At 51.1% G+C, this 23,406-nt stretch carries 24 protein-coding genes; 3 read left to right on the forward strand and 21 right to left on the reverse strand.

The features are described 5' to 3' along the window. The first annotated feature begins 58 nt into the window (after positions 1 to 58). Positions 59 to 1,456 carry a Na+/H+ antiporter NhaC family protein gene (locus DWX26_RS03540; protein ID WP_118600869.1) on the forward strand — a complete coding sequence of 466 codons (1,398 nt, stop codon included), beginning with the start codon at positions 59 to 61 and terminating at the stop codon, positions 1,454 to 1,456. 92 nt (positions 1,457 to 1,548) lie between these two features. Here DWX26_RS03540 and atpC read toward each other — a convergent pair whose 3' ends face one another. The 13 genes from atpC to DWX26_RS03605 all read right to left on the reverse strand — a co-directional run bounded on the left by atpC (position 1,549) and on the right by DWX26_RS03605 (position 12,888). Further along, positions 1,549 to 1,950, reverse strand: a complete 402-nt coding sequence (gene atpC, locus DWX26_RS03545; protein WP_022462237.1) for an ATP synthase F1 subunit epsilon — start codon at positions 1,948 to 1,950, stop codon at positions 1,549 to 1,551. A 14-nt stretch (positions 1,951 to 1,964) separates the two neighbouring features. Further along, the gene (gene atpD, locus DWX26_RS03550) at positions 1,965 to 3,365 is read right to left on the reverse strand and encodes a F0F1 ATP synthase subunit beta (RefSeq protein WP_022462236.1); all 1,401 of its coding nucleotides are present in this window, start codon (positions 3,363 to 3,365) and stop codon (positions 1,965 to 1,967) included. 35 nt (positions 3,366 to 3,400) lie between these two features. Beyond that, positions 3,401 to 4,267 carry an ATP synthase F1 subunit gamma gene (gene atpG / locus DWX26_RS03555; protein ID WP_118600870.1) on the reverse strand — a complete coding sequence of 289 codons (867 nt, stop codon included), beginning with the start codon at positions 4,265 to 4,267 and terminating at the stop codon, positions 3,401 to 3,403. 18 nt (positions 4,268 to 4,285) lie between these two features. Next, the gene (atpA, locus tag DWX26_RS03560) at positions 4,286 to 5,815 is read right to left on the reverse strand and encodes a F0F1 ATP synthase subunit alpha (protein ID WP_055220549.1); all 1,530 of its coding nucleotides are present in this window, start codon (positions 5,813 to 5,815) and stop codon (positions 4,286 to 4,288) included. A gap of 9 nt (positions 5,816 to 5,824) precedes the next feature. Next, positions 5,825 to 6,364 carry an ATP synthase F1 subunit delta gene (gene atpH, locus DWX26_RS03565; protein ID WP_055227961.1) on the reverse strand — a complete coding sequence of 180 codons (540 nt, stop codon included), beginning with the start codon at positions 6,362 to 6,364 and terminating at the stop codon, positions 5,825 to 5,827. Next, positions 6,361 to 6,864, reverse strand: coding sequence for a F0F1 ATP synthase subunit B (gene atpF, locus DWX26_RS03570; protein WP_022462448.1), 504 nt, complete (start codon positions 6,862 to 6,864; stop codon positions 6,361 to 6,363). Before atpF ends, atpH begins: the two co-directional genes overlap by 4 nt. Positions 6,865 to 6,901: 37 nt before the next feature. Then, positions 6,902 to 7,180, reverse strand: coding sequence for an ATP synthase F0 subunit C (gene atpE / locus DWX26_RS03575; protein WP_022462449.1), 279 nt, complete (start codon positions 7,178 to 7,180; stop codon positions 6,902 to 6,904). A gap of 50 nt (positions 7,181 to 7,230) precedes the next feature. Then, complete coding sequence (locus tag DWX26_RS03580; RefSeq protein WP_022462450.1) at positions 7,231 to 7,992, reverse strand: F0F1 ATP synthase subunit A; 762 nt, start codon at positions 7,990 to 7,992, stop codon at positions 7,231 to 7,233. A gap of 166 nt (positions 7,993 to 8,158) precedes the next feature. After that, positions 8,159 to 8,581: a hypothetical protein gene (locus DWX26_RS03585; protein ID WP_117509356.1), complete on the reverse strand. Its 423-nt coding sequence runs from the start codon at positions 8,579 to 8,581 to the stop codon at positions 8,159 to 8,161. Between the two features lie 104 nt (positions 8,582 to 8,685). Then, on the reverse strand, positions 8,686 to 8,970 hold the full coding sequence (locus tag DWX26_RS03590; RefSeq protein ID WP_118600871.1) for an AtpZ/AtpI family protein: 285 nt from the start codon (positions 8,968 to 8,970) through the stop codon (positions 8,686 to 8,688). Positions 8,971 to 9,285: 315 nt separating this feature from the next. Further along, positions 9,286 to 12,066 (reverse strand): alpha-L-rhamnosidase, encoded by a 2,781-nt coding sequence (locus DWX26_RS03595; RefSeq protein ID WP_118600872.1) that lies wholly within the window; start codon positions 12,064 to 12,066, stop codon positions 9,286 to 9,288. A 47-nt stretch (positions 12,067 to 12,113) separates the two neighbouring features. Then, positions 12,114 to 12,293 (reverse strand): hypothetical protein, encoded by a 180-nt coding sequence (locus tag DWX26_RS03600; RefSeq protein ID WP_118600873.1) that lies wholly within the window; start codon positions 12,291 to 12,293, stop codon positions 12,114 to 12,116. A gap of 13 nt (positions 12,294 to 12,306) precedes the next feature. Beyond that, positions 12,307 to 12,888: a nitroreductase family protein gene (locus DWX26_RS03605; protein WP_243030503.1), complete on the reverse strand. Its 582-nt coding sequence runs from the start codon at positions 12,886 to 12,888 to the stop codon at positions 12,307 to 12,309. Between the two features lie 443 nt (positions 12,889 to 13,331). On the opposite strand from DWX26_RS03605, the gene DWX26_RS03610 reads away from it, so the two are divergent. Together DWX26_RS03610 and DWX26_RS03615 are read left to right on the forward strand one after the other, a co-directional pair. Then, positions 13,332 to 14,408: an NAD(P)H-dependent flavin oxidoreductase gene (locus DWX26_RS03610; protein ID WP_118600874.1), complete on the forward strand. Its 1,077-nt coding sequence runs from the start codon at positions 13,332 to 13,334 to the stop codon at positions 14,406 to 14,408. A gap of 124 nt (positions 14,409 to 14,532) precedes the next feature. Beyond that, entirely contained in the window at positions 14,533 to 15,906 is a 1,374-nt protein-coding gene (locus DWX26_RS03615; RefSeq protein WP_118600875.1) for a sodium-dependent transporter, read from the forward strand. 91 nt (positions 15,907 to 15,997) lie between these two features. Here the strand turns inward: DWX26_RS03615 and DWX26_RS03620 are convergent, their stop codons facing one another. The 8 genes from DWX26_RS03620 to yqeB form a co-directional block, all read right to left on the reverse strand. Then, positions 15,998 to 17,041, reverse strand: a complete 1,044-nt coding sequence (locus DWX26_RS03620; protein ID WP_118600876.1) for a sulfate/molybdate ABC transporter ATP-binding protein — start codon at positions 17,039 to 17,041, stop codon at positions 15,998 to 16,000. Positions 17,042 to 17,051: 10 nt separating this feature from the next. Next, positions 17,052 to 17,756 carry a molybdate ABC transporter permease subunit gene (gene modB, locus DWX26_RS03625; RefSeq protein WP_117804724.1) on the reverse strand — a complete coding sequence of 235 codons (705 nt, stop codon included), beginning with the start codon at positions 17,754 to 17,756 and terminating at the stop codon, positions 17,052 to 17,054. A gap of 153 nt (positions 17,757 to 17,909) precedes the next feature. Beyond that, positions 17,910 to 18,857 (reverse strand): molybdate ABC transporter substrate-binding protein, encoded by a 948-nt coding sequence (gene modA, locus DWX26_RS03630; RefSeq protein ID WP_118600877.1) that lies wholly within the window; start codon positions 18,855 to 18,857, stop codon positions 17,910 to 17,912. A gap of 26 nt (positions 18,858 to 18,883) precedes the next feature. Continuing rightward, entirely contained in the window at positions 18,884 to 19,906 is a 1,023-nt protein-coding gene (locus tag DWX26_RS03635) for an XdhC family protein (RefSeq protein WP_055266414.1), read from the reverse strand. Between the two features lie 29 nt (positions 19,907 to 19,935). Beyond that, the gene (locus DWX26_RS03640; protein ID WP_022462461.1) at positions 19,936 to 20,373 is read right to left on the reverse strand and encodes an MOSC domain-containing protein; all 438 of its coding nucleotides are present in this window, start codon (positions 20,371 to 20,373) and stop codon (positions 19,936 to 19,938) included. A gap of 37 nt (positions 20,374 to 20,410) precedes the next feature. After that, on the reverse strand, positions 20,411 to 21,382 hold the full coding sequence (gene moaA, locus DWX26_RS03645) for a GTP 3',8-cyclase MoaA (protein WP_117509363.1): 972 nt from the start codon (positions 21,380 to 21,382) through the stop codon (positions 20,411 to 20,413). Positions 21,383 to 21,385: 3 nt separating this feature from the next. Beyond that, entirely contained in the window at positions 21,386 to 22,411 is a 1,026-nt protein-coding gene (locus DWX26_RS03650; RefSeq protein WP_055227949.1) for a molybdopterin-binding protein, read from the reverse strand. Between the two features lie 29 nt (positions 22,412 to 22,440). Further along, the gene (gene yqeB / locus DWX26_RS03655) at positions 22,441 to 23,286 is read right to left on the reverse strand and encodes a selenium-dependent molybdenum cofactor biosynthesis protein YqeB (protein ID WP_022462464.1); all 846 of its coding nucleotides are present in this window, start codon (positions 23,284 to 23,286) and stop codon (positions 22,441 to 22,443) included. Positions 23,287 to 23,406: the final 120 nt, after the last annotated feature.

A 23,406-nucleotide genomic window follows, 5' to 3' on the forward strand; every position in this document is an offset into this window, starting at 1 on the left:
CGTCGCTTCCTACAGCGGTACGCTGCATCACATATTCTAACTACAAAGGAGAACCGCTATGCAATATGGAGTTTTATGTCTGCTGCCGCCTGCAGCGATGCTGATTTTTGCATTAAAAACAAAAAAATCTTTCGAAGCTCTGATTTTCGGAACCCTGGTTGCCTATCTCATCATGTACAAAGCGGCTTTTATCGGACCCTGGTGTGATCTGCTGCTTTCGGAGATCAGCAACGCAGATAACCAGTATATTCTTCTTCTCTGCGGACTGTTCGGAGGCTTCATCTTCCTGCTCCGCGAGGCAAAAGGAACACTTGGTTTTTCCAACCTGTTAAGCCGTTTCTGTAAAAATGAACGGATCACCATGATGATGTCGGTATTTCTCGGAATCATTATTTTTGTCGATGATTATCTTAACATCATGACCGTTGGAACCTGTATGAAGGATGTCTGTGATAAACGAAAAGTCCCACGCCAGGCCCTTGCCTATATCATTGACTCAACCGGTGCACCTGTCTGTGCACTGATTCCCTTTTCCACCTGGGTAGTTTTTTATTCCGGTGTTTTTATTCAGGAACCGGACATTCTCAATATGGGCTTTTCCACCGGTATGAGTGTTTACTTAAAAGTGCTTCCTTATATGTTTTATCCCATGGCTGCACTTCTGGTTGTGGTTCTGTTTGCCTGCAAACTGATGCCAAAGCTCGGAAAAATGAAAGATGCCTATACCGATCTGGAAAAGAAAGAGCAGACACCGGAGCATCCCAAAATGCACAATGCCCCTTCCGTTGACATTGCCATGGCCGGAATGAGCGTTGATTACCCGCCCGAAAATACCAATGCCGGAAATATACTGGATTTTCTGATTCCCATCGGAATTCTGATCGGTGTGACAGTAGCCACACAGGATATGATGCAGGCGATTATTCTTGCTCTTGCTTCCTGTATGATTCTTTATCTTCCGCGGAAAAAAATGACCTTTACGCGGTACGTGGAACTGTTCTTTGCCGGCTTTGCAGATATTCTTCCGGTTCTCGCCATTCTTCTTGCATCCTTTATGATCAAGACTGCCTGCGGCGAAATGGGACTCTCGGAATACGTCATCAACCTGTGTGTTCCGTATATGAATGCCAAAACACTGGCAGCTATTATTTTTGTTGTCATTGCAGTTCTGACCTTTGTCACCAGCTCTTTCTGGGGAATTGAGGCCGTAGCCGTTTCCATCGTTGTTCCGCTTGCCATCGCCCTTGATGCTAATGTACTCCTGGCACTTGGTGCTGTCGTATCCGGCGGTGTTTTCGGAAGCCATGCATGCTTCTATTCCGACGCAACGGTTCTTTCCTCCGCGACCTGCGAGATTGACAATATGTCGCATGCCGTGTCGCAGTTTCCTTACGTCCTGATCAGTGCTGCTCTCGCCGTAGCGGGATTCTTAATCTGCGGAATTTTTGCTCTTTAAAGACACACAGGAAATTTCAACGAAGTTTCCTGTAAATTAAAAAAGCCTCCGACGATAGGATTTTTCTGAATTCGTCGAAGGCTTTTTGTTTTTTATTCTTTTACACTCAGCCGCACCAGCGCACGCTGCAGCTTGGCTTCGGCAATACGGTATTCTTTGTCTGTCAGACCGCCGTTTGCCAGCGCCTGCTCGGCCCTGTGTTTGGCAGCCTCGGCGCGCTCTGCATCAATATCCTCTTCCCACTCCCAGGTTGTTGCCAGGACACGGCAGACCCCGTTCATCATGGAAAGCATTCCGCCGATGCAGGCGGCATTTCTTCTCGTTCCGTCCTCCAGCACAATATGCGCCTCGCCCATACCGAGTGCAGTGCAGTAATTGCAGTGCCCCGGCAGAATTGCCAGGTCGCCGCTGATGGTTCTGCAGACAACGCGCGCTACGTCACCCTCATAGAGAAGTCCGTCCGGCGTGCCGACACGTAAAGGAAATGTACTCATACGTCATTCCTCCTTTACTGATTCAGTGCTTTTGCTTTTTCAAATACCTCGTCGATGGTTCCTGCAAACAGGAAGCAGCTCTCCGGAAGATCATCGCACTCGCCGTCAAGGATCATGCGGAATCCGCGCAGAGTTTCTTTTAACGGCACGTATTTTCCTTCCATACCGGTAAACTGTTCCGCTACCGAGAAGCTCTGAGACAGGAAACGCTGTACCTTACGGGCACGGCTGACCGTCAGCTTATCCTCCTCGGACAGCTCGTCCATACCCATGATGGCGATGATATCCTGCAGCTCTTTGTATCTCTGCAGCACCTGCTGTACGGCACGTGCTACCTCATAGTGCTCATGGCCTACGATTTCCGGTGTCAGGATACGGCTGGTAGAATCGAGCGGATCAACAGCCGGGTAAATACCCTGGCTGGAGATTTCACGGGAAAGTACCGTCGTGGCATCCAGATGGGTAAACGTTGTTGCCGGAGCCGGGTCGGTCAGGTCATCGGCCGGCACGTAAACAGCCTGTACCGATGTGATGGATCCCTTTCTTGTGGAAGTAATACGCTCCTGCAGTGCGCCCATCTCGGTTGCCAGCGTCGGCTGGTATCCTACTGCGGACGGCATACGGCCAAGCAGAGCCGAAACCTCGGAACCTGCCTGCGTAAATCGGAAAATATTATCGATGAACAGCAGCACATCCTGATTTTTCACATCACGGAAATATTCTGCCATGGTAAGGCCGGAAAGTCCGACACGCATACGCGCTCCCGGCGGCTCGTTCATCTGTCCATAGACCAGTGCTGTCTTGTCGATAACACCGCTCTCTTTCATCTCGTTGTAAAGGTCATTTCCTTCACGGGTACGCTCTCCGACACCGGTGAAAACGGAAAGTCCGCCGTGTGCCGTTGCCACGTTGTGGATCAGCTCCATGATAAGGACTGTTTTTCCAACGCCGGCACCGCCGAACAGACCGATTTTTCCGCCCTTGGCATACGGGCAGATCAGGTCAACGACCTTGATTCCGGTTTCGAGGATTTCCGTTGCCGGAACCTGTTCCTCATAGGACGGCGGATCGCGGTGGATCGGCCATTTTTCTGCTGTTTCCGGTGCCGGCTTATTGTCTACGGTCTCACCGAGCAGGTTGAACACGCGGCCTAAGCACTCCTCTCCGACCGGAACGGCGATCGGGCCGCCCGTGTCGACTGCTTTCGTTCCGCGGACAAGTCCGTCTGTGGACTTCATGGCAATGCAGCGAACCATGTTGTCGCCTGTCTGCTGCGCCACTTCCACAACCAGCTTCTCGCCGTGGTTGTCTATCTCGATGGCATTCAGAAGTGCCGGCAGCTCTCCTTCCGGAAAACGGATGTCCAGAACAGGACCCGTTACCTGCACAACCTCGCCAATGTGTTTTTCACTCATTTAACGACTTCTCCTCACTTTTCTTGTTTCCACTCTTACACGCCTTCCGCACCGCCGACAATCTCCGTGATCTCCTGCGTAATGCTTGCCTGACGGGCACGGTTGTAATACAGATTGAGCTGTTCAATCATCTCCTCTGCATTTCCCGTTGCCGCCTCCATTGCGGTACGGCGTGCCGCAAGCTCACTTGCCACACTCTCACAGATACCGCCGTAGATCAGGCCGCCTAAGTATTCCGGCACAATCGCTTCGAATACCTCGACACCGTTTGGCTCATACAGGATCAGATTCCGGATTTTTTTCGCTTCCGGATCCTCTCCGTCCTCTTTTGCAATGTCAATCAGAGGCAGGATCGGCACGGAAACCGGCATCTGCGACAGCATCGACACGAATTTTGTGTAACAAAGCTCCACATGTCCGAAGGTCCCTTTCCGGAACTCACGGCACAGTGCGCGCGCGATCTCAAAGCTGTCTGCCACAGAAAGATTTGCGATCTCGGCAAAGCTGTCCGTCAGAATGTCCAGCTTCCGGGATTTTGCATACTCCACTGCCTTTTTGCCGACCGGAACCACACAGATCTCTTTTCCTTTGGCATCTGCCTCAAAGCATCGGAACAGATTCGCGTTGTATCCGCCCGCAAGGCCGCGGTCTCCGGCAACCAGCACGTAGCAGCATTTCTCGTTTTTTGCCTTTTTTGCATAAATGGAATAAAATTCCGTGTTTCCTTTTGCAATATCCTGCAAAGTGCGGTACAGCTCCTGAAAATACGGACGGCAGGTATCAGCCCGCTCCTTCGCTTTTCGCAGCTTGGAGGACGCTACAAGTTCCATCGCCTTGGTAATCTGCATCGTGCTTTCGACACTTTTGATCCGCAGCTTTACGGCTTTCATATTTGCAGCCATAGGCTCCTCCTTCTTTCCTTATTTTGCAGGTCTTGTATTGATAAAGTTTTCGGTGTACGATTCGAGCGCACTTTTCAGCTTCTCTTCGGTATCTGCCTCGAGTTTTCCGGTTGCGGAAATCTCCTGCATCACGGCAGCACCCTCTGCATCGGTATCAAGCCAGGTATACAGTCCGTCCTCATAGGCGCGGACATCCTCAGCTGCAACCTTTGACAGAATTCCTTTCGTTACCGCATAAAGAATGGCCACCTGTTTTTCTACCGGAACCGGTGCATTCTGGTTCTGTTTTAATACTTCCACGATACGCACACCCTGCTCCAGACGCGCCTTTGTATCGGCATCCAGATCGGATCCGAACTGTGCAAAACTTGCCAGCTCGCGGTACTGGGAATAGATCAGTTTCAGAGTTCCGGCTACCTTCTTCATCGCCTTAATCTGCGCATTTCCACCGACACGGGATACGGATACGCCAGGGTTTACCGCCGGCATAACGCCCGAGTGGAACAGCTCTGTCTCAAGGAAAATCTGTCCGTCTGTGATGGAGATGACATTCGTCGGAATATAGGCGGAAATATCGCCTGCCTGGGTCTCAATGATCGGCAGGGCCGTCATGGATCCGCCGCCGTGTTCATCGTCCAGCTTTGCGGCACGCTCCAGAAGTCTGGAATGGAGATAGAAAACATCTCCCGGATAAGCCTCACGTCCCGGCGGACGGCGGATCAGCAGGGAGAGTGCACGGTATGCAACCGCGTGCTTACTTAAGTCATCATAAATGATCAGCACATCTTTTCCCTGATACATAAAGTACTCGCCCATGGCACAGCCGGAATACGGTACGATATACTGCAGCGGGCTCGCTTCGGATGCCGTCGCTGCCACGACGATGGTGTACGCCATTGCGCCGTTCTTCTCAAGATTTTCTACTAAGGACGCTACTGTCGAACGTTTCTGTCCGATGGCAACGTAGATACAGATCACATCCTTGCCTTTCTGATTCAGAATGGTATCGGTTGCGATCGTTGTCTTTCCGGTCTGACGGTCTCCGATGATCAGCTCTCGCTGACCTCTTCCGATCGGAACCATGGAATCGATCGCTTTAATACCGGTCTGCAGCGGCTGATTAACACCTTTTCTCTCACAGATGCCCGGTGCCGGGCTTTCAATCGGACGGTACTCTGCTGCCGTAATCGGGCCTGCGCCGTCGATTGGCTGGCCGAGCGCGTTGACAACGCGTCCGATCATACCTTCTCCGACCGGAACCGAAACGACCTTTCCCGTTCTTTTTACAAGCTGTCCCTCGCTGATGTTCTCGCCGGAACCGAATAAAACGACAGATACACTGTTTTCCTCGAGGTTCTGTGCCATTCCATAGCTTCCATCCTCAAACTCCAGCAGCTCGCCCGCCATGCAGTTCGAAAGACCGCTGGCTCTTGCGATTCCGTCTCCGACCATCAGAACGGTGCCTGTCTCATCCTGCCGGATCGCATTTTCATAATATTTGATCTGGCTGCGGATGACCTTGGATATTTCTTCTGGTTTCAGTTGCATGTTTTCCTCCTACACCACTGTATCGCTGATTCTTCTGGAAAGCTCGGACAAACGTCCCTTTACGGTTCCGTCAAACAGCTTTCCGTCGAGTTCTACGCGGACACCCGCCAGAACGGACGGATCGGTTTTCAGTTCCATCACGACCGTTTTTCCGCTCATTGTTTCCAGTTTTTTCTTCAGAAGCTCTTCCTGTTCCTTCGACAGGGATGCTGCGCTCGTCACAACTGCCTCAGCAATATTGTGGGCTGCGTAGTATCTGCGCTGGAATGCTTCCTGGCATCCGCCGAATTCACGGAGAAGATTTTTTTCACACAGCAGTTTGATAAAATTGACCAAATACGGTTCCGCCTGGCTGCCAAATGCCGCGTCGATCAGCCCGATCCGCTCTTTTCGCGGAATCGAAGGCTCCGATAAAAGGCGCGGATACTCCGGGTTTTCCCGGAACAGAGCTCGGATCTCCTTCATCTCGGAAAGGATTTCCTCTTCGAGATGCTCCTCTGCGGCCAGCTCATACAGGCTCCCACCGTATACTCTGGCAGTTTCTGTCATGATGCTTCACCTACATTCGATATAAATTCATCTATCAGCTTCTCATGGTCTTTTTCATTAATCTCACGTTCAATGACCTTTCCGGCAATATCCATGGCAATGCCGCCGATCTCGCCTTTGACTTCATTGACCGCTTTCTTTTTCTCCTGGGCAATCTCTTTTTCTGCCTTGTTTTTCAGGGCAGCTGCCTGTTCGGAAGCCTCTTTTACGATTTTCTCGCTCTGCAGCGTCGCTGTCTTTCTGGCGCTTTCGAGAATCTCGTTGGCCTTTGCCTTGGCCTCCTGCATATTCTGCTCATATTCCTCTTTGATGGCGTTGGCTTCTTTTTTTGCCGCCTCTGCGTCTGTGATCTCCGCATCGGCTGCCGCACGCCGTTTTTCCAGCATCTCATTGATCGGTTTGAAAAGGAACCGTTTGATCAGATACATCTGGATGAAGAGGTTGCAGATCTGTGCGATAAAAGTCCAGGGGACAATTCCTACCAGTTCCTGAACCTGCATAGTTTCTTTCCTCCTAGCAATCATTTACTCCTTGCAACTATTTCAGAAAGTTCATGAACATTCCCGGTGCTACGAAGATCAGAAGCAGGCCGGTTACGAAACCGTAAATACCTGTGGTCTCTGCGATCGCACAGCCAAGAAGCATCGTACTTGTTACATCACCTTTGCATTCCGGCTGACGTCCGATTGCCTCAAGTGCCTTTGCTACGGCGTTACCTTCACCGATACCAGGTCCGATACCTGCGATCAGGGAGCATCCTGCGCCGATTGCGCATCCTGCGAGAGCGATACCTTTTGCTAAAATCTGAAAATCCATCTTGTTTTCCTCCTGTATTTTCTTTTTGTAAACCTCATTTTTTAATCTCTTTAGCCTTCTTCTGCTGCATTCGCAATGTACATGACAGTCAGCATACAGAAAATAAAGGCCTGCATCACGCCGGAGAACCAGTCAAAATAGACCGACAGAACAGCCGGGACACCGACGTCCAGAATCGGGATCTGTGAAAGGGTTCTTCCGAGCACGCCGGGAAGCAGTCCCAGCAGCTTTCCGCTTGCCAGTGCCAGCGATCCGTAGATCAGGGCATTGATAACAACGCCGGAAAGGATGTTTCCAAAGTGACGGCACGCCATACTGATCGGCGTTGCGAGCTCCGACAAAACGTTAAACGGTGTCATAACCGCAATCGGAGTCGTGAAGCCCTTCAGATATCCGCCAAAACCGTTGGTTTTGATCTTCTGTGTGGTGATCATGATGAAAACCACAACAGCCCAGGCCGCCTCGGTAGAAAGATCTGCTGTCGGACTTCGAAGTCCGATCAGGCTGATCAGGTTCGAGACAACGCTGGTCGCGAAAAGCGCCGACACAAAAGGAATCAGATACCGGAATTTTTCTCCCATGTTGCCGATGACGAATTTATTTGCGGTCTCCACAATCATTTCTGCCACCGCCTGGCGTTTGGAGATGTTCCGTATCTTCAAATCTCTTGTGAGCCAGATGCAAAGTCCGGTAATGAGTGCCATTACAATCCAGCTTACCACCAGCGTTTCGCTGATCTGAATTTTCCCGAACAGCGGAAAATCGATCGGGATCGTAAAAAAGACTTTTGCACCGGAGATATCAACCTCCATTCTCTTTTCTCACCTCCTCTGTATGAGATAAAATAAAAAATTTGAACCTTTTGTCAAAGCGGATCTTCACAATCCGCTTCGCTGCTTGCTCATAACCGAATCGCTGCTTCGCTGTTTCGGTTTAAAAACGCCGTCCCGTCTTTGCGGCTTTCGCCAAAGATCAGGTTCAGCGCTTTATGCTGTTTTTTATGCCCTTCAGCTTGATGGCCGTTCCCGGAATTAAAAGCGGCAGGATTCCTGCGGCAAACTGGAAGCATGGAAGCACAATCGCCAGAACTGCCCAGAGCATCTGCATCAGGTTTCTCTGCGAATAGCTTGCCTGCATCCGCCGTTTTGCTCCCGCCTCGTCTGTCTCGGACACTGCTTTTTGTACTGCCATGCCCATCAGGAAAAAGTTCAGCACCGCAACGGCACCGCCTCCGATTCCCCCGAGGATCACCCGATAGTCAAATGGGATTTTTTCCGGCCAGATCAGGTGCAGGATCAGAAACCCGACCCACATCACAACCACGCCGACAACAGTATAGATGGCAACATTTTTCGTCTCCTTTTTTACGGCCGGCTGGACCTTGTCTCCGAAATTGCTCATATCGCCTTGTTTCCTTTCTAAGGGATTTTCCCCTTAAAATCAGTCTGAAATCTTTTCTCTGCCACTTAATCTCCGTCAACTGTGAAAATTTTTTCAGACATCCTCTAAATATGACGGTTGAAAGACACCCGCTTTTTCTTCTTTTTCCCGTCCGGCTCCGTCTCGATGCGTTTCTGATGCTGCAGAACGCTCTGCCCGAATTTCCAGGCCGTCATCGCACCACCTCCGATGCCGAAGAAAAATCCGATCAGATAAATCCAGGTTCCAACCGAAAAGCGGTCGCAAAGCCACCAGCAGAGTGCCAGACAAAGAAAAAGAGGCGTCACAAGAGACAGTCCGAATTGTGTCAACATTGTGAGATTGGTAATCATCCCCGTCCACTTCTTCATATCCTGTCCCTTTCTGCCGCCTCTTTTTTGTCAGACTTTCGGGTCTGTGTTCTGTCTTCCCTTTTTGTAACCGCTTAGTCAGATTGTACCATAAACGTTTTCATAAGACAAATGAATTTGTATATTTTCCAAATTATTTGTTTTTATTTACATTTTTTTCATAATAATTGGAACAATTTTCTCATTTTGTCCCATTATAGAATCGCAGCGCGCACCACGCTTCTTATTTTTTGAAAAAAACTGTGGTTTTATTCTACACATACTACTGATTTTTTACCAAAACAGTGATTTCCAAGGCTCCTTTTTCCTGCTTTTTTATTTTGAAAGTTCCTCCAGCGCAGTTCTCACTGCCTCAACTTTTTCTTCTGGAATTCTGTCTCCAAAATTCGCTGCCATTTTCTTCAACGATGCATCTTTATACTGCTCCGGGATATCCATTCCCGGCAAGTTCTGTTCCAGAATGGCCTTGGCTTCTTTATCCTGCAGCAGTACGCGGAGCGGTGTGTCCAGACTGTAATTCTTTCCCATACGCCTGGAAAGCTGATAGCTTACCTCATAGTGTCCCGGCATCAGCAGATATCTGCCGTTTTCTTCTGCTCCGAGTACCTTTGCAATCGCCTCTTTTTCACTCTCTGCCGCCAGCGGAAGTACGGCCTCTGCGGTGCAGTCGAACGGAACATCCATGGTGATGTTCACGTGCTCTTTATCGGAAAGCTCCCAGCGAATGCCGTACATTCCCGATGCAGAATCATATTTTGCCTCTGCATACCGAAGATCCCAGTTCAGCGTCGGTGCAAACTGTACGGTTTTGACACCCGGATGGGAATCCATCGTGTTAATGCCGGCGACGTGGCGGAACATCCATTCCTGAATGGAGCCGTAAGCATAATGGTTCATACTGTTCATGCTGATGCCGGAAATCGTGCCGTCTGCAAGAAGGGAATTCCATCGTTCCCAGACGGTAGTTGCACCAAGCTTAACCTCATAAAGCCAACCCGGAAATTCCTCGTTCAGCAACAGTTCGTAGGCAAGATCATTCATGCCGTTGTCGGTGAGCACATTGTTCAGCAATGGTGTTCCGACAAATCCCGTCTTCAGTTTGTGGTTACTCTGCTCAAACAGCTTCAGAAGCTGCCGTTTTGTCAGCTCTTCGTTCTTTGACAGATGGTATTTCAGCGTCAGCAGCAGCGCCGTCTGTGTTTTGATGCAGCAGCGGCCTGTTGCGCTGTAATATTCTTCCTGTACCACAGCAAACTGCTCCTCGGACAGCTTCTGATACTTCTCCTGCTCCTCGCGGTATCCCAGCACACCGGCCGCTTTTGCCACGATTCCTGCGCTGATCGCATAATACAGGTTTGCAATAAACTCCTCGTCCGTTGCACCCATGACCTGCTCCGCTCCCTGTACCGGATTGTCCAACGCAAGCCAGTCGCCGAAGTGGAAAATATACCGCCAGCCGTGGTTATCCCCATCCACTTTCGTGATGTAATCCACCCACGATTTCATGCTCACAAACTGATCTTCCAGAATACTCTTATCCCCATAAAACAGATACAGATTCCACGGAATGATGCACGCCGCATCGCCCCAGACACATGCCGCGTCTTCCACGCCGCACGACGGCACCACATGCGGAACCTTTCCACCAAGCACGCTCTGCTCTTTTGCCATGTCGTACAGGTATTTTGCATAGAATGCATACGTATCTTCGAGATACATTGCCGTCGGCGAGAACACCTGTGCATCACCCGTCCATCCCATGCGCTCATCACGCTGCGGGCAGTCGGTCGGAACATCCACAAAATTGCACTTTAAGCCCCAGCGCACATTGCTGATGAGCTGATTGACCAAATCACTTCCTGTTTTCATCCAGCCTGTCGCTGTGATGTTGCTGTAATAAGAAAGACCCGTGAAATCCTCTTTTTTCAGATCCGGAATGCCTTCGATCTTCACGTAACGGTAGCCGTAGAACGTAAAATGCGGCACAAGATCCATTTCGGTTCCATCGGAAATATAGATGTATTCGGATTTTGCACTCCGCAGATTGTCATTGTAGAAATTGCCGCGCTGCAGAATTTCTCCTGTCTGAACATGTACTTTTGTTCCTTTTGGCACGTCTACATGGAGTTTAAAGATTCCCGTGAATTCCTGTCCCATATCGAAAACCAGCTCACCTGCCGGAGTATGAATCAATTCTTTTGGCCGGAAAGTTTCATGAACCGTCACCGGAAGACTCATGCGATCGGTCAGTTCCCCTTTCGGTGCATCACAGAGGACTGCCTGCTCTGCAGGAAGATCCGGCAGCGTATCATCCCGATGCTCGCCGTCGTAGAGATTGGAGAACGAAATTTTGCTGCGTCGTATCTGCCATGTCTCATCTGTACCGATGACTTCTTCCGAGCCGTCTGTATACATAAGATGCAGCTCCGCAATCAGCTTCCAGTCATTTCCGTAAAAGCCTTTATCCTCAAACGCACTGAAACCAAACCGCGCCTTATACCAGCCGTTGCCAAGCAGTACACGGAGTGTTCCCTCGCTCGAAAACTCCTCTGTCACATCGTATGTCTGATACTGTACCCACTCATTGTAATCATTGCTGTACGGTGTCAGATATTCATTTCCGACACGCTTCTCATCAACAAACACTTCATACAGTCCAAGTCCGCATATATACAGCCGTGCTTTTGCCACTTCTTTTACCGGAATAATTTTCTTTTCAAAATAAGGATGGCGTTTTTCTTCACTGCTGCAGGAGACCCATTTGGCAGACCATGCTTCCTCCCGCTTTCCAGTTTCAAAAAACTGCACTTCGCTTACTGCTTTTTCTCCGGCATCGCTGCCTGCTTCCACCGTCCAGTAATACCGTGTTCTCGGCTCCAACTCCAGTTTCACCGGATAACAAAGGCTACTCGCTTTCGTATCCTCCCCCGAGTCAAACAGCAGATGTTCCATCGCCTCATCCGATGATACACGGATCCTTGCATAACTCTGCTGCTTTCCTTTCGCTTCTTTTATTTTCCACGAAAAGACCGTCCGTTCCATCCGAAATCCCACCGGATTTTCCAGATGGTTCACTTGTGCGTGATAAATCTTCATATTTAAATTCCTCCTCCATTTTTTTATTTCAAATATCCCCATTTTTTTCATTTTATCATAATGCATGTTTTCAAAAAAGGTTCTGTTTTGCAGGAAAAAGCATCTTTATTTGCACCCATTCCGGACAAAGCCTGTGCTTTTTTCTCCGTATCATACTCCTTTCTCCCGTCCCTGAATATCAAAAATGCCGGATTCTCTACCACAAATCCGACATTTTTGATTTCCATCCCTATCTTATCTTCAGTTCAGCAATTCATCTGCCAGCGTTCTCTTCGGCACATAGTGCACATCGTTCTCATCCCGGTAATAATTCGTATTTCCATCCTCCGGCACATCCACCAGATGAATCTCCTCCGCCGGTTTTCCAAACGCCACAATCAAAAGCGGCCGGATCTCCTCAGGCAGTCCAAGTACCTCCATTACCTCGCCCGCCTGAAAATTCCCGATCATACAGCCGCCAAGACCCTGCTCCACAGCCGCAAGCAGCATCGTCTGCGCCACAATTCCGACATCCTTCTGATACCGGTTCAGATTCTCATCAATCCCCTTATCCTGGCAGATCACAACAAAACCCGTCGGCCGTTTCCCCGGATGCGGCAAAACCATCTCCGGCAGCGCCCGCGCCCACTTCGTCAGCCCCTGCACCTTCTCCACTTCTTCCGGCTCCCACGCCAGAAAATACTTCAACGGCTGCTTATTCACACTTGAAGGACAAAGCCGCGCGCAATCCACAAACCCTTCCAACGTCTCCCGCGAAATCCTCACCGACTCATCAAAACCACGATAACTCCTGTTTTTTAATACCAGATCCTTTAACATCATTCTTCATCCTCCTGTCTTAACTTTTCTTTCTATCTCCCACTCTATCACACCTCCCACCCCCTATCAATCACCTTTTTCTCATTTTCCCTCTTGACATACTTTGATATTCAAAGTATTATATATCTAGTTTTCAAAACCACATAGTAAGGTTTTTACATTACATTTTTACCAATACCAGATCCCGTGCCCGCCGCCGTGTCGGGGATGTTCCTCCAGGATGGCGCATTTGCAGGAGGCCTGCAAACTCTTAGGCTATGGAATTTTGCGTTGCTTGAAAAAACGGCACTGTCTGAGTGCAGCGAGTTCGCCGTTTTTTCAAGCGCCCTTAGCAAAATCCCAAAGCCTTAGAGTTTCCTGGCCTCCGAAACCGCGCCATCCTGGAGGAACATCCCCGGCGCGGCGGCGGGCACGGGATCGTCCATTTATCAAAAAGGAGAATTCATATGTTACCAAATTTAAAAATAGGAAATCTCACCGCCAAATACCCCATCATCCAAGGCGGAATGGGCGTCGGCATCAGCCTCTCATCCCTCGCCGGCGCCGTCGCCAAATCCGGCGGAATCGGCGTCATCTCCGCTGCCCAGCCCGGCTGGCGCGATCCGGAATTCGCGCGTGATCCCTTAAGCGCCAATCTTCGCGCCCTCGCCTTCCACATCCGCCGCGCCAAAGAAATTTCAAACGGCGGCATCATCGGCGTCAATATCATGTGCGCCCTGACCCACTACGAGGAATACGTCCGCTGCTGTATCGAAAACGGAGCCGATCTCATCATTTCCGGGGCCGGTCTCCCGACTGATCTGCCAAAATACACAGCGGGAAGCTCCATCAAGCTCGCCCCTATCGTTTCCCCGCCCCGGACCGCCAAGGTTCTTCTGAAGCTTTGGGACAATCACTATCACCGCGTTCCTGATCTCGTTGTCATCGAAGGTCCTGCAGCCGGAGGCCATCTCGGCTACTCCGCCGAAACCGTGGAAGAAACAGCACGGCGCGGCTACGATGACGAAATCCGGGAAATTCTGCAGATTGTACATGGCTACGAAGAAAAATATGCCTGTACCATCCCCGTCGTCTTTGCCGGAGGCGTCTACACCCATGAGGATATCCTTCACTATCTGTCGCTTGGCTGCGCAGGCGTCCAGATGGCTACCCGTTTCGTTGTCACGGAAGAATGCGATGCCGATCCCCGCTACAAACAGGCATACCTGAATGCAAAAAAAGAAGATATCACGATCATGCACAGTCCGGTCGGCATGCCGGGCCGCGCAATCCGCAATCCGTTTCTGACGGAACGCGAACAGGAACGGGAAAAAATCTCACACTGCTACCAGTGCCTCAAAAAATGCGACAAAGCCTCCATTCCCTACTGTATTACCACTGCCCTGACCCGCGCTGCCGATGGCGATACCGACAACGCTCTCCTTTTCTGCGGAGAAAATGCATGGCGTCTCGATCACATGACCACCGTGCCGGAGCTGATGGCGGAACTGGCCGGGGAATACCTGCCGGACAGCAAAAAATAAAAAATTTAGTAGTGACTTTCCTTCCCAATAATGTTACAATCTTCTTTATGGTGTCAGCATAAAAAATCTTCAAGAACTGACCATAAACCCAAAATTTTTGTAACACACAAAAGGAAGGAACTCTATGAACAAACACAACAAATCCCGCAGCTCGTTTTCCGGCAAAATCGGTTACGTGCTGGCTGCAGCAGGCGCTTCCGTCGGACTTGGAAATATCTGGCGTTTTCCCTACCTCGCAGCAAAATACGGCGGAGGAATTTTCCTCCTCATTTATATCCTGCTGGCGCTCACCTTCGGCTACTCCATGATCGTTGCCGAGTCCGCCATCGGACGCATGACACGAAAAAGCCCGGTCGGCGCTTTCCAGTCGTTCGGCAAATCGAAATGGCTTTCCGCCGGGGGCTGGATCAACGCCATTATCCCGATTCTGATCGTTCCATACTACTCTGTCATCGGAGGATGGGTCATCAAATATCTGATCGAATACGTGAAGGGCAACAGTACCCTGCTCGCAGAGGACGGCTATTTTTCCGGCTTCATCTCAAACGGAGTTTCCACAGAGCTCTGTTTTGCCGTTTTCTGCCTTATTACGGTCGCCATCATCTACGCCGGTGTGCGAAACGGCATTGAACGCGTTTCCAAGGTGATGATGCCGATTCTGATCGTCCTTTCCGTTATCATTGCCGTTTATTCCGTAACAAGACCGGGCGCACTGGCAGGCGTGAAGTATTTCCTTGTTCCGAACCTCAAAAACTTTTCATGGATGTCCGTTGTTGCCGCCATGGGACAGATGTTCTACTCCCTCTCGATTGCGATGGGTATTCTGATCACCTTTGGCTCCTACATGAAAAAAGACACCTCGATTGAGGATTCCACACGCAACGTCGAAATCTTTGACACTGCCATTGCGATCATGGCAGGCCTGATGATCATTCCTGCCGTCTTTGCCTTCTCCGGCGGAAATCCGGATACCCTGCAGGCAGGACCTTCCCTGATGTTTATCACCATCCCGAAGGTATTCGCCAATATGGGCTTTGGCACTGTGATCGGTATTCTGTTTTTCCTTCTGGTGCTGTTTGCCGCACTGACCAGCTCCATTGCATTGACAGAAAGCGCCGTTTCCACCTTTGAGGATGAACTCGGCTGGGGCCGTAAAAAATCGACCGTTCTGATCGGCGTTATCATGATTACGCTCGGAACGCTCTCCTGCCTTGGCTACGGACCGTTTTCCTCCGTCACCATTCTTGGCATGCAGTTCCTGGATTTCTTCGACTTCCTGACAAACTCCGTAATGATGCCAATTGCTGCCATTGCCACCTGTCTTCTCGTTTCGAGAGTCATCGGTGTGGCAAAAATCGAGGAAGAAATCATCCATGGCGAGAGCCGCTTCCGCAGAAAGAAAATCTTTCTTGTCATGATCCAGTATCTCTGCCCGGTGTTTGCACTGATCATTCTGTTCAGTTCCGTGGCAAATGCATTCGGCTGGATCACCATGTAATGAATCTGTAAACGATGAAAAAAGATTGTTTTCGAAACACGATCACGATTTCGAAAACAATCTTTTTTTATCCAAATCTGTCACACCAGCATCAGGAATCCGTCAGCAGCAGAATATCTTCCTCCTTCAGATACAGCTCCTTTGGAATCCCCATTTCCGGGCTCCAGTCTGTTTTTGCGATCTTCCACTGCAGCCAGCTGCATTCGGCATTCTTCCGGAACGAAATGTTCCATTCAAACGGATCTTCCCAGATTTCGGATTCGTTGACCGGAAATACATTTTCCTCACCCGGCCTTTCTACTGTGGCCAGAAAATGTGCCCGGATGCCGACTGCGCGGATATCGTCTGCAATTTCCCGCTCCTTTACGCGCAGCGTTACGCCCCAGTCCACGGCCCGCAGCGTGTGCGCATCCACCCGCTCGGCCGCCGAAATGTTCTTGCAGCCCGACAAAATTGCCGCTGTGCGCGTCTTCGGATTCTGGAAAAATTCCTTCAGCGGTTCCATGACTTCCATCTTTCCCCGGTTCATACAGCTGACCGTATCGCAGAGGCGGTACACCTCATCGCGGTTGTGTGATACGAAGATGACCGGTTTTCCGGCCTCCTTCAGATGTTTGTACATCTCCTGCTCCAACTGCCATTTCAGATAGGTATCGAGCGCTGAAAACGGCTCGTCGAGCAGAATCAGCTCCGGCTCTGCTGCGAGCATCCGTGCCATCGCGACGCGCTGTTTCTGTCCGCCGGAAAGCTGTCCCGGGATCTTTTTCTCCAGCCCTTCCAGCTGAAACTGGCGGATTAACGATTCCGTCCGGCTCCGGTCCGGCCGTTTTCCCATGCCTGCCTCAATATTCTGCACAACATTCATATGCGGAAACAGGGCGTAATCCTGGAACATATAACCGACTTTCCGCTTCTGCGGCGGCAGATTGATTTTTTTCTCCGAATCAAACAGCACCTTGCCGTCAAGGACAATCCGCCCCTCATCCGGCTTTTCGATTCCGGCGATGCACTTTAAGGTCATGCTTTTTCCACAGCCCGACGCGCCGAGAATCGCAAAAATCTCCCGCTCCGCCCGGAACTGCATATGCATAAAAAATCCGTCCAGCTTTTTCGTAATATCTACTTCAAGCGCCATTCTTTATCCTCTACCACTGTTTCTGATTTTTCTTTCTCCGGTTACCCAGAAGGTTCATTGCCGTCATCGCAAGGAATCCGACGAGCAGTACGACAACAGACCAAAAACCCGCCGTTTTATAATCCCCGTCCTGAATCACCATTGCGATTTTCTGGGAAACGGTACCCGTCTTTCCCGGAATATTTCCGGCCAGCATCGACGTCGCACCGTACTCACCGAGCGCCCTTGCAAATGCCAGTACCGTACCGGAGAGCACGCCGGGACCTGCCGATGGGATGACCACTTTCCAGAAAATCTTCCACTCCGACATACCAAGCGTCCGCGCCGCATAGATCAGGTTCGTATCCACCTGCTCAAATGCCGCTCTCGTATTGCGGTACATCAGCGGAAACGCGATAATCGTTGCCGCCAGAATACAGCCAAGCCATGTCTGTACTGCCTTGATACTGAAATTCTCATACAGTGCAGCACCAAACGGACGGCGGAGGCTGAAAATCAGAAGCAGGAAAAAGCCTGCAACGGTCGGCGGCAGAATCATCGGAAGTGTCAGAAAGCCGTCAATTACGGCACGCGCGCCGGGACGCAGCTTCATCACCGCACGCGCGGCAAAAATACCAAAGAAAAAGGACAGAATCGTCGCCACAATACCGGTCTTGATCGAAATGACAAGCGGGCTCCAGTCCAGTGACTGTAAAAAATCCAGTATTTCCTGCATAACATTTCCTTTCTATCCACGGCAGCCCTGCATATCTGCATCACGCATCCTGCCCGGATTTTCTCTGATGCAAAACCACCGTCCGTAGAAACGAAATCTTTCTTTTTCGGACAGTGATTCCAAATCCCTGCTGTTTTTTGTGGGATCTTCTTTTTATTCTGCCTCTGTATCAAGGTAATAATTCCGGAAGATGGCGGCTGCCTCATCGGAAGTCAGAAACTCTACAAAGTCTTTCGCTGCTGCCTGCTCGGTCTCATCTGCCTCTTTGTTGACAACCTGTGCTGCCGGGTAGATGACATTTCCGGTCAGATCGTACGGAACGACCTGCAGAACCTTCAGACGGTCCTCCAGACCGTAGGTATCGGAATAATAAACGGTACCAACCTCGTTGGATCCCTCTGCAACTGCGGAAGTAACGGCTCCTACGTTTGCACACTCATTGATTTCCACGCCGCCGAGCGCTTCGGAAACCTGCTGGGTTGTGATGGCTGATACGTCGTCTGCTTTCTCCAGAATGCCTGCATTGACCAGTGCTTCTCTTGTGTATTTTCCAACCGGAACGGAACCGTCTGCCAGTGCGATGCTGGATGCCTTGTTCAGATCCTCCAGGCCCGTAACTTCTGTATTGCTTCCCTCATAGGTTACAACGCAGACCTGATTGTTTACGATATTGTGGCGGGTTCCCTCAACCAGAAGATTCTCTTCCTCAAGCTGATCCATCTGTTTTGCTGCTGCGGAGAAGAATACGTCGCAGGATGCACCCTCTTCGATTTGTGTCATCAGGGTTCCTGAGCTGTCATAGCTTCCAACCAGTTTGACATTCGGCTGGGTCTTATTGTACTCGCTGATCAGCGTCTCCATTACGGAGTTCAGGCTCTTTGCGGCAAATACGGTGACAGTGGTATCGTCAAATACTTCGCCGTCTGCTGTGCTCTTGGCGCTGGATGCGCTCTCTGCTTCCGAAGAAGCGCTGGATGCAGATGTGCTCTCTGCCTTGGAGCTGCTCTTACTGGAAGAATCTGTGGAATTGGAAAATCCGCATGCGGCAAGAGAAAGTGCCATAGCTGCCATCAGAAGAATGGATACGGTTTTCGTTTTCATGATAATTGACTCCTCATTTTGTATATTTACGTATGAAGCGCCGGATGTGCACCTTTTCGTTTTCCGGTTTTTGCTGACCGGATCTGAATGAGCTGTGCGGCAATGCTGATTGCAATCTCCGCCGGCGTCTCGCTTCCGATCTCAATTCCGATCGGGGCATAGACACTGTCGAGCTGTTCTCCGGTAAAACCCTGCGCTTCCAGTTTTTCGCGCACATACTTTGTCTTTCTGCGGCTTCCCACCACACCGATGTACGATGCGCCGGTGCGAAGCGCAAACGCCTCGGCATCCGCATCGCACCGGTGGCCGCGTGTCACAATCACGAGATAATCATTTTTCCGGATCGAAAGAATCTCGTCCAGTTTCGTAAAATCCACCAGCATGGTCTGCCCGGCGTCCGGGAACAATGCTTTGTCCACATATTCCTCCCGGTCATCGAGTACGATACAGCAGAAATCCAGATGATGCAGCACCGGAACGAGTTCCTGGGCCAGATGGCCGCCGCCGAACAGATAAACCTTTCCGTCGTAGCAGAATTCCTCGGCGTAATACGTTTTCCCGTCCAGTTCCAGAATCCGGCAGTGGCCCGCTTTTTCCTGTGCCGCCGGAAGCATTTCCCACGCTTCTTTTTCCAGCACGCGGATGCCGGTTCCGTCCAGCGCAAAAAAAATCCAGTAACTGCGGTACTGCTCCTGCGCCGCAAGCGCCTGCGCCAGACTTTCTGCTTCGCCGTGCGCTCCATTCATAAAATAGAAGCACACCTTCACTCTGCCGCCGCAGACCATGCCAAGCCCCTTCCCCTCTCCGGTTCCGAGATCGTATTCTCTGTATTCACTTTTCTTCTCCTGCACCAGCTCCTGCGCATGCAGAACCGCCTGATATTCCAGGTTTCCGCCGCCGATAGTTCCGAAAATCCGTCCTTCCCGGCCGACCAGCATATAGGCGCCCGTCGTGCGCGGAATGGAGCCGTCCCCTTCGGTGATAAAGGCAAGAACCGTGTCCTGTCCCTCTTCCAGCTGTGCAAGCAGTTTCCGGTAAAGTTCGTCCATGTTTCCTCTCCTTGTGTCTGATCTCTGGTCTACTTTTCCGTCACCAGTTCGATGGTGTCACCCTTTTGAATCGTGCCGCCGCGCAGCACCACCGCGAAAACGCCCTCCCGCGGCATGATGCATTCACCCATGCGTTTGAAAATCTCGCAGTGGCTGTGGCACTCCTTTCCGATCTGCGTCATCTCAAGCAGCGCATCCCCGCAGGAAAACCGCGTGCCGACCGGCAGATTCCGGAAATCATATCCTTCCACGATCAGGTTTTCCCCGAAGGCGCCGAGCGGAATATCCGCCCCCTTTGCACGGAAGGCTTCTATTTTTTCATACGACAAAAGGCTCACCTGGCGGTGCCAGTGCCCGGCGTGTGCATCGCCCTCGATGCCCCAGTCTTCCACCAGCTTCGCCGTTTCCACCTCGTGCTTTGCCGTTCCCCGTTTTTCACTGATACAGATTCCTATGATTTTTCCCATTTCTTTTGTTTCCTCTTCTTTTCGAACCGCCGTCATTTCATCCGCCGATACCGGACATCAGGTGATGCTCTGTCATATCCTTCGGCCGCTCAAAGCAGTGTTCCATCGGCTTTTTTAAGATTGCCTGTGCCATCACATCCCGCAGATCCGCCGCCGTTCCGTTCTGCAGAACCTCCCGCAGATCCACGCCGTTCTCATAGCAGAGACAGAGCTTTAAAAAGCCGCGGCTTGTCAGCCGTACGCGGTTGCAGCTTCCGCAGAACTTTCCGTGGATCGCGCTGATAAAGCCGACGGGCATCGACAGCTTTTCGTACCGCACATAAGCCGCAGGACCGTTTCCTTCTTTTTCCTGGTCCGGCGTACATGCCCCATACCACTGTTCCAGCTCTGTTTTCAGCGCCTCATTCGACGGACCCACGTACGATTTTCCGGCGCCCACCGGCATCACCTCGATGAACCGCACCGGGACTTTTTCCTGCTCTGCAAATTCAATCAGTTCCTGCGCATGCAGTTCTTTTCGATGCACCGCATTCAGCTTCACTAAAAGACCCGCCTCTTTGGCCGCGCAGATACCCTGCTTTACCTGCTCCAGCGCATCGCGTCCGGTAAGCGCCGCAAACTCTGCCGCATCCACGGTATCCAGGCTCACATTCACACTGTCACAGCCGGCCGCCTTCAGATCCCTCGCACACGATGCCAGGCGTACGCCATTCGTCGTGATCCCAACGGATGCGGTGCCCGGCACTGCTTTTATTTTCTGCACCAGCTCCACGCACTCTTTTCTTACCAGCGGTTCCCCTCCGGTAATCCGGTAATGCGTGATGCCAAGCCCAGCCGCGGCGTGCACAATCTTCAGCATCTCTTCGACGGTAAGCGGTGGATTCTGTTCCGCCTGCTCCAGTGCACAGCCCGCCGCACTCTCCGGCATACAGTACCGGCATCTCAAATTGCACGCGTCCGTGATGGAAATCCGCAGGTAATCTATCGTTCTGCCATACTGATCCTTCATCGTTTATCTGCCTTTTCCAAAACCGCAGTTCGGGAAGGTGCAGACCTTGCAGTTCAGGCAGAGACCGCCCTCGCCAAGACCGGCCAGCTCCTCCGCTGTCACCTCATCATCTGCAATGAGGCGCGGCAGGACAAGATCGAAAATCGTCCGTTTCGAATACATGACGCATCCCGGCAGGCCGACGATCGGTGTTCCGTTTTCGGCATACGCCAGAAGGAACATGGCTCCCGGCAGCACCGGCGCGCCGTAGGAAACGATGCGTGCTCCGGTATTTTTGATCGCCAGCGGCGTCTTGTCGTCCGGATCCACACTCATTCCTCCGGTGCAGAAGACAAGATCGGCACCCGCTTCCATCGCGCGGCGGCATCCGTCTGTGATCTTCGATGCATCATCATCGTAAACCTCATGAAAGATCATCTCCGCGCCGAATTCTGCCAGCTTTTCCTGGATAACCGGTGTGAAGGTGTCCTCGATCCGATGGTAATACACTTCATTTCCCGTTGTCAGAACCGCAAATTTTTTCTTGTGGAACGGCTTTAAGGTCAGGATCGGCCCGTAGGAACAGACTGCCTGTGCCGTCTCCATCTTCTCTTTTTTGATGACGAGCGGAATAATTCTCGTTCCCGCCAGTTTGTCGCCTTTTTTCACGTATGTATCACCGTGGCGCGTCGCAATCATCATCTCGCCGAGGCTGTTTACTTTTTTCAGCTTCTCGCGGTCCACTTTCAAAAGGCCGTCGCAGTCCGCGATCAGTTCAATTTTTCCTTCTTTGACATCGGACGGATGCATGTGATCGTTTTTACACATATCGTAAAGAATCTGTGCCGCCTCATTTTCATGCAGCATTGTATCGTCCTTTTCCCAGATGTAAATGTTGTCCTTTCCGACACTTAACAGCACCGGAATATCTTCTTCTGTAATGATGTGGCCTTTGCGGAATACCGCATCTTTTGTCACACCTTTGATAATCTGTGTAATATCGTGGCAGAGCACCTGGCCTACCGCGTCTTCTGTTTTCATCAGTTTCATCTGAAACGCCTCACTTTTTCTATTTGAATCTATTCCAGTTCCCCGCAGATCACTTCCAGCACGCTTCCGGCGATGCACCGCGCCTTATCAGAAATCGTGAAGCAGTTCTGCAGTTCTTCTTTCCGCGGATCGATGTCCGCAATCTTAAATCCCTTCGTCACCGGATAGCCGTCGCGGATCAGCCCGCGCAGCAGACCGGAAAGAGATGCTTCCACAGGTACCGTCCCGTTTTCTGTCTCAATCTCTGCAATCACAGCCCTGGCTTCCACAATGTCTCCGATCGAAGCCGCATTCCGCAGAATACCTTCCGCCTGTGCATGCATCACACGCTCTTTTCCGTACCCGCCGATGATGCCCGGAATGCCAGTGTTCGGAACCGCGCTTCCGCTTCGGATCACGCGTCCAAGATTATGACCGCGCTTCGTCTCAATTACAACATCCACATCTTCTCCTGCCGTAAAGCCCGGTCCGAGGGCAATCACAAGCGGCGCCATCTCTTTTGTCGTCCCGAGATTTTTCTTCGCCAGAATCGCATCGACCACGACGGCCGGGCGAAGTGCTGCAATGCTTAGTCCCGCCGGATCCACGAGCACCGGAACACCATCTTTCTTCCAGATCCGTTCCATTTCCTGTTCCAGAAGTTCTTTCCGGTTCTTTTTCTCTGCGAGATCCACGTCCATGCGCACGGCTTCCACGTCCTCTACCCTGGCGCTGCCGGCATATACCGCTTCGCTCAAAGCCACCTGCCGCCGGATCGCCGCCGGGTGCTCTGCTTCCAGAACCAACAGACGAAAGCCCGCTTTTTTCAGACGATGGATCGTACCGGTTGCAAGATCTCCTGCTCCCCGTACCACGATCAGATCTTTCTTTTTCATCTTCGCTGTCTTCCTTCTTTCGTTTCAGCAGCCGCCGTTTTCTTCCGTCTTCCGCGGCCTGCTTCGTTATTCTTGTTCGAGAATAACGCTTTTTCCATTAATAAAAATACAGGAAAGGAC

It is taken from the genome of Blautia sp. AF19-1 (assembly GCF_003479155.1).
Lineage (GTDB): Bacteria > Bacillota > Clostridia > Lachnospirales > Lachnospiraceae > Fusicatenibacter > Fusicatenibacter saccharivorans.

What these genes read in the sequence shown, in the direction of transcription:
- moaA (WP_117509363.1), bottom strand. Translation starts at nt 21,382, where the DNA reads ATGAAGGATCAGTATGGCAGAACGATAGATTACCTGCGGATTTCCATC.
- DWX26_RS03590 (WP_118600871.1), bottom strand. Translation starts at nt 8,970, where the DNA reads ATGAAGAAGTGGACGGGGATGATTACCAATCTCACAATGTTGACACAA.
- yqeB (WP_022462464.1), bottom strand. Translation starts at nt 23,286, where the DNA reads ATGAAAAAGAAAGATCTGATCGTGGTACGGGGAGCAGGAGATCTTGCA.
- atpG (WP_118600870.1), bottom strand. Translation starts at nt 4,267, where the DNA reads ATGGCTGCAAATATGAAAGCCGTAAAGCTGCGGATCAAAAGTGTCGAA.
- DWX26_RS03605 (WP_243030503.1), bottom strand. Translation starts at nt 12,888, where the DNA reads ATGATGTTAAAGGATCTGGTATTAAAAAACAGGAGTTATCGTGGTTTT.
- modA (WP_118600877.1), bottom strand. Translation starts at nt 18,857, where the DNA reads ATGAAAACGAAAACCGTATCCATTCTTCTGATGGCAGCTATGGCACTT.
- DWX26_RS03650 (WP_055227949.1), bottom strand. Translation starts at nt 22,411, where the DNA reads ATGAAACTGATGAAAACAGAAGACGCGGTAGGCCAGGTGCTCTGCCAC.
- DWX26_RS03580 (WP_022462450.1), bottom strand. Translation starts at nt 7,992, where the DNA reads ATGGAGGTTGATATCTCCGGTGCAAAAGTCTTTTTTACGATCCCGATC.
- DWX26_RS03595 (WP_118600872.1), bottom strand. Translation starts at nt 12,066, where the DNA reads ATGAAGATTTATCACGCACAAGTGAACCATCTGGAAAATCCGGTGGGA.
- atpH (WP_055227961.1), bottom strand. Translation starts at nt 6,364, where the DNA reads ATGACAGAAACTGCCAGAGTATACGGTGGGAGCCTGTATGAGCTGGCC.
- atpA (WP_055220549.1), bottom strand. Translation starts at nt 5,815, where the DNA reads ATGCAACTGAAACCAGAAGAAATATCCAAGGTCATCCGCAGCCAGATC.
- atpD (WP_022462236.1), bottom strand. Translation starts at nt 3,365, where the DNA reads ATGAGTGAAAAACACATTGGCGAGGTTGTGCAGGTAACGGGTCCTGTT.
- DWX26_RS03585 (WP_117509356.1), bottom strand. Translation starts at nt 8,581, where the DNA reads ATGAGCAATTTCGGAGACAAGGTCCAGCCGGCCGTAAAAAAGGAGACG.
- atpC (WP_022462237.1), bottom strand. Translation starts at nt 1,950, where the DNA reads ATGAGTACATTTCCTTTACGTGTCGGCACGCCGGACGGACTTCTCTAT.
- DWX26_RS03615 (WP_118600875.1), top strand. Translation starts at nt 14,533, where the DNA reads ATGAACAAACACAACAAATCCCGCAGCTCGTTTTCCGGCAAAATCGGT.
- DWX26_RS03540 (WP_118600869.1), top strand. Translation starts at nt 59, where the DNA reads ATGCAATATGGAGTTTTATGTCTGCTGCCGCCTGCAGCGATGCTGATT.
- modB (WP_117804724.1), bottom strand. Translation starts at nt 17,756, where the DNA reads ATGCAGGAAATACTGGATTTTTTACAGTCACTGGACTGGAGCCCGCTT.
- DWX26_RS03640 (WP_022462461.1), bottom strand. Translation starts at nt 20,373, where the DNA reads ATGGGAAAAATCATAGGAATCTGTATCAGTGAAAAACGGGGAACGGCA.
- DWX26_RS03610 (WP_118600874.1), top strand. Translation starts at nt 13,332, where the DNA reads ATGTTACCAAATTTAAAAATAGGAAATCTCACCGCCAAATACCCCATC.
- DWX26_RS03600 (WP_118600873.1), bottom strand. Translation starts at nt 12,293, where the DNA reads ATGGAAATCAAAAATGTCGGATTTGTGGTAGAGAATCCGGCATTTTTG.
- atpF (WP_022462448.1), bottom strand. Translation starts at nt 6,864, where the DNA reads ATGCAGGTTCAGGAACTGGTAGGAATTGTCCCCTGGACTTTTATCGCA.
- DWX26_RS03620 (WP_118600876.1), bottom strand. Translation starts at nt 17,041, where the DNA reads ATGGCGCTTGAAGTAGATATTACGAAAAAGCTGGACGGATTTTTTATG.
- DWX26_RS03635 (WP_055266414.1), bottom strand. Translation starts at nt 19,906, where the DNA reads ATGGACGAACTTTACCGGAAACTGCTTGCACAGCTGGAAGAGGGACAG.
- atpE (WP_022462449.1), bottom strand. Translation starts at nt 7,180, where the DNA reads ATGGATTTTCAGATTTTAGCAAAAGGTATCGCTCTCGCAGGATGCGCA.